Origin of the sequence: Winogradskyella sp. (assembly GCF_965228925.1) — a bacterium.
Classification (GTDB): Bacteria; Bacteroidota; Bacteroidia; order Flavobacteriales; family Flavobacteriaceae; genus Winogradskyella.
On record NZ_OZ245845.1, the window covers coordinates 5,220,153 to 5,233,497 of the forward strand.

The window sequence follows — 13,345 nt, forward strand, 5'->3', positions numbered from 1 at the left end:
CTAAGAACGAATCGTTCTTTTATCTCTTATCTAAATATCTCTATCGGTATCAAATTGTTCAAAATAATCGGCAACACGACGTACAAAACTGCCCCCTAAAAAACCATCAACCACACGGTGGTCAAAAGACAGGGATAAATACATCATACTCCTGATGGCGATTTCATCTCCATGTTCGGTCTCTATAACTTCGGGACGTTTTTTAATAATCCCTAAAGCGAGAATTGCAACTTCGGGTTGATTAATGATTGGTGTTCCCATAACACTTCCAAAAGTTCCCACGTTAGAAATAGTAAATGTGCTTCCTTTAATATCATCGGCTTGCAACTTATTTTCACGTGCCTTTGCACTTAAAGCATTGACATCTGCTGCCAACGCCACCAAATCCTTTTGGTCTGCATTTTTCACCACAGGCACAATTAAGTTACCACTTGGTAGTGCTGTCGCCATACCTATATTAACCTCTTCCTTTACGATAATATTCTTGCCGTCAACAGAGGCATTGATGTTAGGAAAATCCTTAATCGCTTTTGCCACAGCTTCCACAAACAACGGTGTAAAGGTTAAACGCTCACCATATTTTTCTTGAAATGCTTTTTTATTGGTGTTGCGCCATTGCACCATGTCGGTCAGGTCGGCTTCTACATACGCTGTAACATGAGGAGAAGTATGCTTAGAATAGACCATATGATCGGCGATCATCTGACGCATTCGATCCATTTCTACAATTTTACCTTTGCCTTTGTCGAAGGTCAATTGCGGAATACGATATGCCGTGGGATCTTGCACAACGGGTTGTGCAAACTTGTAGAGTCGACCATCTTCAATATAATTAAACACATCACTCTTTCGTAAACGCCCCTCTTTTCCCGTTGCTGGTATTCTAGCCAACTCTTCAAAGCTTATATGATGCTTCTTTGCAATAGAAATGATTAATGGTGAGAGAAACGTGTTGGAATTTGAAACGGAAAAGTTCCCTGTATTGACAGCAGGTTGCAGAGCCGGTTTTGACCTTTTGGCTTTGGCCTTCTTTTCTACTTCCGGCTTTTTTGTTCGATTTGAAGAACCCTCGGATTTGGGTTTTGAAGTTACGTTGCCATCAACTTTAATGACAGCGATGGTTTCGCCAATTTTAATAACGTCATTAGGTTGGTATAAAATTTCTTCAACGACACCGGTAACGTTAGAAGGCACTTCAGAATCTACCTTATCTGTAGCTACTTCCAATAACATCTCATCCTCCTCTACTGTATCACCTACATTTTTGAACCATGTTATTATTGCGGCTTCGGTGATACTCTCACCGAGTTTAGGCATTTTAAATTCGAAATTTCCCAATTTTCCTTGTTCTATAATACAAGGAACAAATATACAGAATATCGCATTTTTAAGATGTTAATAACTTTTAAATTCAATTATACAAGAAATATTTTCTTTTAAATAACATAAAATAAGATTTATTTTCTTTTTATATTTACCCTATTGAAGCTTTACAATATAATTTTCTTATGGCTCACCATCTTGATAAGATCGACACACAGATATTAGGCATTCTACAAAAGGATAGCAACCGAACCACGAAGCGTATTGCCGAAGAATTAGGCATGACCACGTCGCCTGTTTTTGAACGCATTAAAAAACTTGAGAGAGAAGGCTATATCAAAAAGTATGTCGCCGTATTGGATAATAAAAAAATAGGGCTGAAGCTCACCGTATTCATTGGTATTACACTACAAGGCCATACTAGAAGTTATCTCGAAAAGTTTGTGACAGAAATCAACAACTTCCCGGAAATAGTGGAATGTCACCGGGTGAGTGGAAATTTTGATTATTTACTGAAACTCATAGTTGAAGATATTGAAGCCTATGAACATTTTATTATTTCAAAACTGACGCTTTTACCCTATTTGGGCAATGTGCAAAGCTTGATCACGCTCTCAACAGGCAAAGAAACCAACGAGATTGATTTGAGTCGAATATAGTTTAAAATTAACCCTCTTTAGCCTCGACCATTTATAATTTTTGTATATTTTAAAAACCCTATTAGACGGGTTCTCACAAAATGACTTCATGGAAAACGTAGGTTTTAGAAATATCAATATACTTCTGTTGTTATGGTTATGGAGCTTCCAACCCAGTCCTGGACAAACCATTGAAGTCTTAAATATTCCTTCTACCTATGGAAGTCGAAACGTTTCTTTTCAAGGCTTTACCTTAGAAGGCAGTTATTTAGTGGGAGCAACTTCTAAACTACTTGAACCTTCGAATTTTGGCTTGGGAGGTACCATAGAAAACAATATAACTATTACGCATGGCTTTGAAGACCTTGGCTCTATCGTAGATTTAAATCAATTAAATACCTACGATATTATATTTATCGGATCGGTTTTTAGTAATGTGAACGCATTTACATCATCAGAAATCGATGTATTAAAGAATTGGTCTGCCCAAGAAAAAAAGGTGTTGATTATAGCTGAACAACCCGTAGGAAAACCTATCTCGACTGCATTTAATCTTCCTCTTATTGCAGGAAATACCAATCCAACGACAGCTACTCCTGAAGATGTGAACAGAAATATTCATATTTTTTCAGGACCTTTTGGTAATGTCTCTCAAATTACCCAAAGCGGAAACTCTCAAGGTTATTTCAGTGAAAGCTGCAATGCTTCTGCATTAGCCAGGAACGCCGATGGCAATGCCACCATACTTTATGATGCGACTTACAATGATATCTTCATTGCCGACACCGGTTACTTTACCAATCAGAATTCTCAAATGCAGAATAACACTTCCATAAATACCGAAATAGAGATAGCTTGGGGTAATTTATGGGCTTGGGCTATAAGAGAGGTTTTAACAGGTGTATCACCAGGGCTCGTTAGCAATGAGGGTGAAACGCTTCTGACTTCTGAGTGTATTAATTCATACGCGTCAATCGAACTCTATAATAATTTTGCGTCTATAATCAGATGGGAAACCTCTTATGACAATGGGGCTACTTGGGTTGAAATTTCAACAACCGACAATCCACTAATCTTCCCTGACCCTATCGATGGTCAGGTTTTTAGAGCCGTAACATCTAATGATGTAAATTGCCCTGACTTTTTTTCTTCAGCAACTATATTTAATCCGTTTGATATTCCTGATGCCTATCAACCCCAGGACATCGAAATCTGTGACGATATCGACAATAATGGCATCGAACATTTTGATTTAACAGTTCAAAATGAAATTATATTAGGGCCACAATCACCTCAAGATTTTACAGTTTACTATTACAGAGATTCCAATAGAACTGATTTAATTTTAGACGCCGAGCTAACCACTTTTACCAACACTACAAATCCACAGGAAATCTTTGCAAGGGTTGAGCATAATACAGGATTATGTACTAATGACGACATAAGCTTTCTAATCATTGTAAACGCACAACCCATAGCATTTCAACCTAATGACCTTTTTGCCTGTGCTCATATAAGTGATGGTACATTGGGCACTTTTGATCTTAGCATTCAGAATTCGGCAATTTTAGGAACACAATCCGAATCAAATTTTAATGTCAGGTATTTTAGAGATGCATTACGTTTAGATGAAATTACCATAGAGCAGGCGCTAAATTTTGTAAGCACAACTAATCCTCAAGAAATTTTTGTTCTCGTAGAAAATAATGAAGCGGATTGTATTGATAACAGTATTAGTTTTGAATTAATAACATATCCATTCCCGATTTTGGAAATTGAAGATCAATATCTATTATGTCTAGATGCTAATGATAATGTTATTGACCCTGTGAACACCACATTTGTGATCAATCCTCCAATCGATACGGAGTTAAGTGAAAATGAATATGCCTTTCAATGGTATAATGGTCCTCAAATATCACCGACTAATTTAATCGATGGTGAAACAAACAATTCTTATTTCCCAAGTGCTCCTGGCACCTATACTGTACATGTCACCAACATTAATACACAGTGCACGACACAGGCTAGTACAGTTGTAGTTGAATCATATCCGCCAGAATCAATAGAAGTTGAAGTTATAAGTAGTTTATTTTCAGAAAATAGCAGCATTGAAGTTGTGGTTATTGGTAATGGCTCTTATGAATATAGACTCAACGCTAGCCCTTGGCAAACGTCTAACATGTTTAATGATGTTTACGGGTGTGAAAACATTGTTTTCGTAAGAGATATTAGCAACTGCAATGTCATTACTTATGATGTTGGTATCGTAGGTTATCCAAAATTTTTTACCCCCAATAATGATGGCACAAATGACTATTGGAATGTGACGTGCCCAACGCTATTAGAAAATGCTAAAATCTATATTTATGACCGATATGGAAAGTTACTTAAACAATTAAGCCCGTTCGACAAAGGATGGGACGGCACTTACAATGGCAGAAACATGCCTACCAACGACTATTGGTTTTTAGTTGAATATAGGAGTACCGACAATCTACAAAAGCAATTTAGAGCTCATTTTTCTTTAAAAAGATAATTCATGCCGCTTCTAAGCTAGACTTCTCTTAAGGCTTCATGAGAGTCTTCAAAAATTGCTTCTACAAGGTCGTCTTATTGCCTCTCGTTAATCATAACATCGGACGTCTTTTTGCAAACACCGGTTAGGGTTGTAAAATCAGTTTATTCCATTTTTCGCCTTCATGCGTAAATAACTCACGAAGATGCAACCGGCTTTCTTTAAACTCCATAAACTCAATTCGTTTTGGGACTATATAGAATCCAGACCATTGTTCTGGTCTGCTAACTGCCCTTCCACTATAATGCCCTTTTTGTTTCTCCAAAAGAGCAATTAATGTCCTTAGATCGTCTATTTCTGTTCCTTGTTCGCTAATTCGACTTACGATTTGCGAGGCCTTGTTTCTTTCTTTAAAATACCGATCGGCTAGATCTTTTTCAATTTGAATGGCATCTCCCTGAACTCTAATTTGTCGTTCGGTTTCCGTCCACCAAAATGTCAATGATGCTTTAGAGTTTGCTAATAACTCCTTACCTTTTCTAGAATCCAAAGGGCCGGTTATCACAAATTTATTTTCTATGAGTTCTTTAAGGGAGACAAATCTAGAATTGGGATACCCATCTTGTCCTATTGAACTCAAACAGCATGCAGAGGGTATCCTGACAGAAGTCTTTTCCAATTCTTCATTATACCAGACTTTAAATTTTTGTATTGGATCCATATACTTATAGCCAATTACTTTTTAAAAGTTTCTCGGAGAGTTTTGTAGGTATCTTCCTGAAGCTCTCTATCCGATGGAACTGCTCTTAAGGGCTCTACTTCTCTTAAGGTTTCATGACAGTCTTTGGGTAATTGTTGATACAATTCTGTGCCCTTTGTTTTCCAAGCAATCATATCGTCAGATACTTCTTTGACAATCTTCGCTGGATTACCAACCACCAAACTACGTTTTGGAATTTTAGTTTCGGCTTTTATAAAGGCCATCGCACCTACAATAGATTCATCACCAATTTCGGCATCATCCATAATAACTGAATTCATACCAATCAGGCAATTCTTTCCCAAATTAGCCCCATGGATGATTGCGCCATGACCAACATGTGCACTCTCCTTTAACACAATGGACTTTCCGGGAAACATGTGGACCGTACAGTTTTCTTGTACATTGACACCATCCTCTAAAATGATCTGTCCCCAATCGCCTCGAATCGCTGCTCCCGGACCTATATAACAGTTTTTACCGATAATGACATTACCTGTAACCGCTGCCAAAGGATGTACAAAACTACTTTCGTGAACAACTGGTGTATAGCCTTGGAATTCGTATATCATATAGCCCATTTTTATTTTCCCTAAAGGGGAAACCGATAACTTAAATTTACTTTTATGTCATTGCGAGGACGAAGGACGTGGCAATCTGCTTACGAGATTCTTCGCTACGCTCTGAATGACACTTATTTAAAACGCTTAAGTGTTTCTTTCGTAAAATCGCTTAATACCAATCGACCACTAATGGCTGCACGTTCTGCCAAGAGCCTATCCCAATCCTCTGTTCCTTTCCAAAACATCTGCTTCATTTCTTTCATAGCTTCGGTATTATAGTTACATAGGTTTTCGGCAAAAGCTTTTACGGCAGCATCCAATTCTTCAGTGCTCTCAAAAACTTGCGTAAACAACCCTTTTTGTTTTGCCCATTCGGCTGGATAAAAACTGTTTGCATCAATGGCAATTTGAGACATCCCACTTAATCCCAACTTGCGTTCTACTGCTGGTCCAACGACAAAAGGGCCAATACCGACATTGAGCTCACTTAATTTGATGGCAGCAAACTTTGTAGCCATACAATAATCCGTTGCAGAAGCCAAACCAACACCTCCCCCAACTGTTTTCCCCTGTACTCGACCAATAATAAACTTTGGACATTTACGCATGGCATTAATCACATTAGCAAATCCTGAAAAAAATACTTTTCCAGTCGCTTCATCATTAATATTGATGAGCTCCTTAAAACTGGCACCAGCACAAAAGGTACGATCTCCGCCACTTTTTAGAACAATCACTTTAATAGCCTCATTTTGCCCGGCTTCAGTGATTGTATTAGCCAATTTAGCCAAAATATCTCCTGGTAACGAATTATGCGCAGGATGAAAAAATTCGATATAGCCTACTTCGTTTTCTATGGTTTGTTTTACGTAAGGGTTAGTCATATTTTCTGTTATTCCCGCAAAGGCAGGAGTCTATTTTTAATTCTACTTATTCTATTTTGGATTCCTGCCTTGCACCTCCGCCAAAGCTTGTGCCTCCGCTTTCAGCCTTCGTAGCAAACTACTTCGGCGAAGTAGGCAAAGCTATGGTGACACGCGGACAGCGAATGCGGGCGCAGGAATGACAAAACTATATTAATTTAAATTGTTCGAAATGATGGTTAAGATGTTTTCTTTCCAAAAGGTACCACTCATATCTATTTAACTCTCCAAATACCATATTGTTTAAAGTTGCATCTGGATTCTCTTTAAAGTATTCTAGGTATTTTTCCCTTTGTGCTTTAAATTTTGAAATGGCGGTTGCCAAATCCTCATGTTTTAATTCATCAAGCTTATCCTTTTCTAGCATCGGAAACTGGGAATTTTGAGGGAATTTTTTATAATTCCAAAGACTGTTCTTTACTTTCTCCAAAATCTTTTCTGGTGTAGACACTTCAAAATCCTGTATCTCCCCTGCCGCAATTTTATAGGTGTATTCTAAATGCTCTAACATATGCTGAGGTGTCATGATTCCCCATTGTGGTTTCCTATCTTCTGAAAGCTTAGCCAAACATTCATCTATCTTTTCATCGGTCATTTCAACAAAAGTGTCTTGTTTCTTCTGAACCATAGTCAAGACTGTTGCTAATGCTACTAATTCGTCTTCAGCATCAAAAATTTCTGCAAACCACTTTACAATGCCACTTGGATGTTCTGCCGAAGCCACATCGCGATCTACTTTTTGCTTGCAAGTTAATCGTACATAAATCGTATCGTTATGATATAAGGGACGAAGGAACCTACACTCTTCTAGCCCATAATTGGCCGAAACAGGTCCTTTGTTGGGATAGACAAATAATCCTGCCGCGGCTGAAATAATAAAGTAGCCATGTGCTGTGCGTTTTTCGAAAATACTACCATCTAAAGAGGTGATATCCGTATGCGCATAGAAATGGTCCCAAGTGAGATTAGAAAAATTGATAATATCCGAATCTGTTATGGTACGCTTATGAGTCCTCATAGACATTCCTGGCTGAATGTCTTCCCAATGGTATTTAAATGGATGTTGCTCTGCTTCTTTGTATTTGGCTTTTTGCTGATATATGCCTGTAATTTCTGTAATGGTTGTCGGTGAGCCTTGAATCGCAGTACGCTGTAAGTAATGCTTTATCCCTCGCATACCTCCCATCTCTTCTCCACCTCCTGCACGTCCTGGACCTCCATGTACCAAATACGGCAATGGTGAACCATGACCCGTACTTTCCTTAGCCATATCGCGATTAATGACCAAAATTCGCCCGTGGTGACTTGCGGCATTAACCACATAGTCTGTGGCAATTTTATCGTTAAAAGTCGCAATAGAAGATACCAAAGAGCCCTTACCCATTTGTGCTAATTGCACCGCTTCATCGAGTGTTTTGTATGGCATAATAGTACTCACCGGACCAAAAGCTTCGCGTTCGTGAACAACGGTATTCTTGAAAGGATGGTCCGCTCGTAATAAAATCGGACTGATAAATGCGCCTTTTTTAGCATCAGCACCAATAGTTTCAATTTTATCTAAATCTCCGTAAACAATTTGTGCCTCTTTGGCGAGATCATTGACTGAATCTTTAACAGCCTGCACTTGTTGATGGCTTACCAAAGATCCCATTCGCACTTCCTTCAACCTCGGGTCTCCGATGGTGACTTTATCCAATGCTTTTCCTAGGGCGATTTGAACATCCTCTACCAAATTTTCTGGTACAATGATTCGACGAATGGCCGTACATTTTTGTCCAGCTTTTACGGTCATTTCTTTTCGAACTTCTTTAATGAACAAATCGAATTCTGGTGTTCCGGGTATTGCATCTTCCCCTAAAATCGAGGCATTTAACGAATCGGCTTCCATGGTAAATGGCACAGATTCTTCAATTAACCTAGGATGTGCCTTTAGTAAGCGTCCTGTTGCCGCAGATCCTGTAAAGGTGACTACATCTTGAGATTCTACGGTATCTAAAATCGTTTTTACGGTGCCATTAATGATTTGCAACGCTCCTTCGGGAAGAATTCCTGAATCGATAATTGTTCTCGCCACTGCTTCGGCCAAATATGATGATGATGGTGCTGGCAAAACCACGGCGGGCATTCCTGCCATCCAGTTCACGGCACATTTTTCGAGCATGCCCCAAACCGGAAAATTAAAGGCATTGATATGAACAGCAACCCCTTTTTTTGGCACCATAATATGATGCGCCATAAAGCGTCCGCCTCTTGACAAATCTATTGGGTCTCCCTCCACATGAAAGGGTTGATTCGGAAATAGTTTACGCAAGGACGCATTTGCAAATAAATTTCCAAATCCACCTTCTATATCTATCCAACTATCCACTTTAGTGGCTCCGGTTCGATAACTCAATTCATAAAAAGTATCTTTTCTTTTGGTAAGGTAAAGTGCTAATTTTTTGAGCATATTACCACGCTCTTGAAAGGTCATTTTGCGCAGTTGCGCCCCACCTTTTGTACGTCCGTAGTTTAGGATTTCTGGAATGTTCAAACCCTCTATAGCGACACTAGTAAAGGCTTCACCTGTAACTGCATCAAGAATTGGCATGCCTTCTTCTTTCCCTGTTGTCCATTGACCTTGGACATAATGTTGTATTTTTTCCATAATAACTTAAGCCATTATTCTTAAAATTCTTCCCGTAATTTTCCCTTCAATAGACTTTACATAACCATCTACAATTTTATGCATTGGCACTGGTGTATTTCCTGGAAAATAGTCTTTATATTTTTCAAAAGAATCTTCAACCAAATCCGAGCAGACTACATTGATACGTTTACCATCTTCTAACTCCAAGGCCACAGCTTTTACAAAGCTATTAATGGCTCCATTCACCATCGCTGCACTTGTTGTCATATCTACAGGATCGTCTGCCAATATGCCTGTAGATAAGGTTATTGAACCTCCCGAATTGAGATAGCCTTTTCCTATTCGCACAACATTAACTTGACCCATCATTTTACTTTTGATACCAATATAGAAATCTTCTTCCGATAGATTATCCAATTTATCCCATTTGGCATCACCTGCAATGGCGACAATAGCATCTAACTTACCAACAGATTCGAACATCGATTTAATGGAACTTGAATCTGAAAAGTCAACAGTCACGTCTCCAGAATTGCGACCAGCAACAAGCACCTCATGTTTTTGAGTTAGCCGTTCACTGACTTTTTTACCAATGGTTCCGTTTCCTCCTATGACTAATATTTTCATTTATACACGTTCTATAATTGCTGCATACCCTTGCCCCACACCTACACACATCGTAATTAGGGCATATTGCTTTTGTTGTTCATGTAACTCTAAAGCAGCTGAATAGGCTATTCTCGCTCCTGTAACGCCCAGTGGATGCCCAATGGCTATGGAGCCTCCATTCGGGTTCAACCTTGGGTCATCATCCGCCAGTCCCCAAGCTCTTGTACAGGCCAATGCCTGAGCGGCGAATGCCTCATTTAACTCAATGATATCTATATCGTTCATAGTTAAACCTGCTTTTTCTAAAGCCTTATTAGACGCTTGCACCGGACCGATTCCCATAATACGTGGCTCAACTCCAACAACTGCTGAACTCACGATTCTTGCTAAGGGTTTAAGACTGTATTTTTTAACCGCATCTTCCGAAGCGATAATGGTTGCGGCTGCACCATCATTTAATCCTGAAGCATTACCCGCCGTTACACTTCCTCCTTCTTTTTTAAAGGCTGTTCTCAATTTTCCTAAGACCTCAAGAGATGTATTGGGCTTTATAAATTCATCTTTCGAAAATTGAATGGGATCTTTTTTACGTTGTGGGATTTCAACGGTTACAATTTCTTTTGCCAAACGCCCATTTTCTTGAGCTTTGGCCGCTTTCATCTGACTCCAATGGGCAAATTTATCTTGGTCTTCTCGGGAAATATTATACTTCTCTACCAAATTCTCTGCCGTCATTCCCATACCATCCGTCCCGTACATCTCATGCATTTTTGAGTTGATAAAACGCCAGCCAAAACTTGAATCGTACATCTTAGAATCATTTCCAAAAGCACTTGACGGTTTCGCGATTACATAAGGACCCCTGGTCATATTCTCAACACCTCCAGAAATAAACACATCACCATCTCCTGCTTTGATTGCACGATTAGCATGGATGATTGCTGATAATCCAGAACTACAAAGTCTATTCACCGTTTCGCCCGGAACTGTATGTGGTAAACCCGCTAGTAACGAGGACATGCGCGCTACGTTACGATTATCTTCACCTGCTTGATTAGCACAACCCATAATGACATCGTCGTAGGCTTCTTTTGGAATATTAGGATTTCGCTTAACGACTTCTGAAATCACCAGTGCGCCTAAATCGTCTGTACGAACTGTAGATAATGTACCTTTATAATTTCCTATGGGTGTGCGTACACCGTCTATGATATATGCTTCTTTCATAACTAAAAATGAGCAGATTTTACTACTCTATAAATTTCTTCTTTATTTTTTTCATTTGAATCATAAGGACATTGCACTAAAATAGATATCCCTTGGTTATCATCCCCTTTTTTAAAAAAATGATAAAAGTGAGTTTTATCATTTCCAAAAGATTTTGATCCTAATATTAAATAAGAATCTAAATCCTCAATGTACCTCTTAGTAAAATCATCCAGAAAATCAAGTATCTTGATCATGAACTCATATCGAGCTTTTGCACTTTCATTTATTCTCTTTACAGAAAAATCAATTTCACCATCTTTAACATCAATAGCTTTACCCATTGGCACCTTATAAATTTCACCATCTACTTTAAATGATACAATTTTTGATTCTTGAGCGTAACCATTAAAACTATATATTAGGATTAATAATATAATTCTTTTCATTCTTCCCAATTTTTTTGTGTTCTATAGACCACACCTTTAAATAAAGCAATTAATTCTTCACCTCGTTTGACCTCAACCACATTAAAACCGAGTTTATTATTTACTTTTTCAATCACTGATTCGGCAACTAAATAATCGCCTTCTTCCAAAGCTTCGATGTGATTAATACTCGTTTCAATAGACACTGCATATTTACCATGGGTATTGGCCGCAAAGCCAAAAGCTGTATCTGCTAATGAATAACTTACACCGCCATGGGCATAGTACATACTATTCAACATATCTTTTCTGACTGTCATAGCCACTTTACAACGCCCAATTTCACATTCTAAAATCTCAATGCCTAACCATTGGCTAAAGGCATCCTGAGACAGCATTTTGTATGGTATGTCTGCTCCGTTCATGTTTTATTTGTCATTGCAAGGACGAAGGACGTGGCAATCTCATCATGAGATTCTTCGCTTCGCTCTGAATGACATTCTACTAATTAAAAAAATGTTTTATTCGTTCTACTCATCTTTCTCAATAGCGGACTACAGCGGTAGCGGTCCTCGTGATATTCATTGTATAAACCATCTAATTGATTTACACACCAATCGATGCCTTTTTCATCTGCCCATGCCAGTAAACCTTTTGGATAATTTACCCCTTTGGTCATGGCATTGTCAATATCTTCTGTTGAGGCGATATTTAAGAACAACGCATCAGCCGCTTCGTTAATGAGCATGACCAATACACGATCAAAAATTTGTTGTGCAAGAGACCTCTCGACTGCGCTCGAGGTGATATCAAAACCACCAATTAGCTTACCGTTTTCATCATAATCGTAATAGCCCTTTCCTGACTTACGTCCCAAATAACCTGCTTCCGCTAAACGTTTTTGGGTAAATGCTGGTTTGTATCTTGGATCGAAATAGAAGGCTGTAAATACGGTTTCGGTTACTGTATAATTGACATCATTACCAATAAAGTCCATCAACTCAAAAGGACCCATTCTAAATCCACCCAAGGTTTTTAAACTCCAATCAATCGTCATAAAATCAGCTATCCCTTCTTCATAAATACGTAAGGACTCTCCATAAAACGGCCTCGCCACTCTATTAACAATAAAACCTGGTGTATCCTTAGCCACAGCCACTACTTTTTTCCAATCTGAAATGGTTTTAACCGAAATATCTAAAACGTCTCGCGATGTTTGAATGGCTGGAATGACCTCAACCAATTTCATCAACGGTGCTGGATTGAAAAAATGAATGCCGATGCAACGCTCTGGTTTTTTGAGTGATGAGGCTATGGATGCTATCGACAAACTCGACGTATTCGATGCAATAATACAGTCCTCTGAGACATAGGTTTCTAATTCTGAAAACACCTTTTGTTTGATATCTAGATTTTCTATGATTGCCTCAATTGTCAGGTCTGAATCCGCCAAATCCTTTAAGCTATCGACATAGGAAATATGAGATTGGATGCGATGCTTTTCATCGGCATCTATTCGACCTTTTTCAATAAGGCGATTCAATATTTTTTCAAGGCTGGCCTTTGCTTTGTTTAAAGCAGTTTCATTGGTATCGTATAATTTCACATGACAACCAGCGGTAGCGGCAACTTGTGCTATGCCGCTTCCCATGGTTCCTGAACCTATAATTCCTATGTTCATATTTGTTTTCGACCTTTCGACTCCTTTCAAGATAAACTTTACCAGAAATCATTTTAGTTGAACTTCT

Annotated in this window: 12 protein-coding genes; 2 read left to right on the forward strand and 10 right to left on the reverse strand. The window is 38.7% G+C overall.

Translation table 11 applies throughout. From position 1 onward, the window contains the following. Positions 1 to 30 precede the first annotated feature (30 nt). Positions 31 to 1,317: a dihydrolipoamide acetyltransferase family protein gene (locus ACO052_RS21535; protein ID WP_422108093.1), complete on the reverse strand. Its 1,287-nt coding sequence runs from the start codon at positions 1,315 to 1,317 to the stop codon at positions 31 to 33. Positions 1,318 to 1,508: 191 nt separating this feature from the next. On the opposite strand from ACO052_RS21535, the gene ACO052_RS21540 reads away from it, so the two are divergent. Both ACO052_RS21540 and ACO052_RS21545 read left to right on the forward strand, forming a co-directional pair. Further along, positions 1,509 to 1,982, forward strand: a complete 474-nt coding sequence (locus ACO052_RS21540) for an Lrp/AsnC family transcriptional regulator (protein ID WP_422105867.1) — start codon at positions 1,509 to 1,511, stop codon at positions 1,980 to 1,982. 88 nt (positions 1,983 to 2,070) lie between these two features. Then, complete coding sequence (locus ACO052_RS21545) at positions 2,071 to 4,500, forward strand: T9SS type B sorting domain-containing protein (RefSeq protein WP_422105868.1); 2,430 nt, start codon at positions 2,071 to 2,073, stop codon at positions 4,498 to 4,500. Positions 4,501 to 4,624: 124 nt separating this feature from the next. Here the strand turns inward: ACO052_RS21545 and ACO052_RS21550 are convergent, their stop codons facing one another. From ACO052_RS21550 to ACO052_RS21590, 9 genes are all read right to left on the reverse strand, one after another. Continuing rightward, a complete protein-coding gene (locus ACO052_RS21550; RefSeq protein ID WP_422105869.1) occupies positions 4,625 to 5,200 on the reverse strand; it encodes a pyridoxine/pyridoxamine 5'-phosphate oxidase in 576 nt (191 codons plus the stop codon). A gap of 14 nt (positions 5,201 to 5,214) precedes the next feature. After that, the gene (locus ACO052_RS21555) at positions 5,215 to 5,811 is read right to left on the reverse strand and encodes a transferase hexapeptide repeat family protein (RefSeq protein ID WP_422105870.1); all 597 of its coding nucleotides are present in this window, start codon (positions 5,809 to 5,811) and stop codon (positions 5,215 to 5,217) included. Positions 5,812 to 5,933: 122 nt separating this feature from the next. Next, positions 5,934 to 6,686 carry an enoyl-CoA hydratase/isomerase family protein gene (locus tag ACO052_RS21560; protein WP_422105871.1) on the reverse strand — a complete coding sequence of 251 codons (753 nt, stop codon included), beginning with the start codon at positions 6,684 to 6,686 and terminating at the stop codon, positions 5,934 to 5,936. Positions 6,687 to 6,873: 187 nt separating this feature from the next. Continuing rightward, positions 6,874 to 9,372, reverse strand: coding sequence for a phenylacetic acid degradation bifunctional protein PaaZ (paaZ, locus tag ACO052_RS21565; protein ID WP_422105872.1), 2,499 nt, complete (start codon positions 9,370 to 9,372; stop codon positions 6,874 to 6,876). Between the two features lie 6 nt (positions 9,373 to 9,378). Then, positions 9,379 to 9,981, reverse strand: coding sequence for a short chain dehydrogenase (locus ACO052_RS21570; RefSeq protein WP_422105873.1), 603 nt, complete (start codon positions 9,979 to 9,981; stop codon positions 9,379 to 9,381). Then, entirely contained in the window at positions 9,982 to 11,190 is a 1,209-nt protein-coding gene (pcaF, locus tag ACO052_RS21575; RefSeq protein WP_422105874.1) for a 3-oxoadipyl-CoA thiolase, read from the reverse strand. It abuts the gene before it with no gap. Between the two features lie 2 nt (positions 11,191 to 11,192). Further along, a complete protein-coding gene (locus tag ACO052_RS21580; RefSeq protein ID WP_422105875.1) occupies positions 11,193 to 11,618 on the reverse strand; it encodes a hypothetical protein in 426 nt (141 codons plus the stop codon). Then, on the reverse strand, positions 11,615 to 12,022 hold the full coding sequence (locus ACO052_RS21585) for a PaaI family thioesterase (protein ID WP_422105876.1): 408 nt from the start codon (positions 12,020 to 12,022) through the stop codon (positions 11,615 to 11,617). Before ACO052_RS21585 ends, ACO052_RS21580 begins: the two co-directional genes overlap by 4 nt. A gap of 83 nt (positions 12,023 to 12,105) precedes the next feature. After that, positions 12,106 to 13,278, reverse strand: coding sequence for a 3-hydroxyacyl-CoA dehydrogenase NAD-binding domain-containing protein (locus tag ACO052_RS21590; protein WP_422105877.1), 1,173 nt, complete (start codon positions 13,276 to 13,278; stop codon positions 12,106 to 12,108). Positions 13,279 to 13,345: the final 67 nt, after the last annotated feature.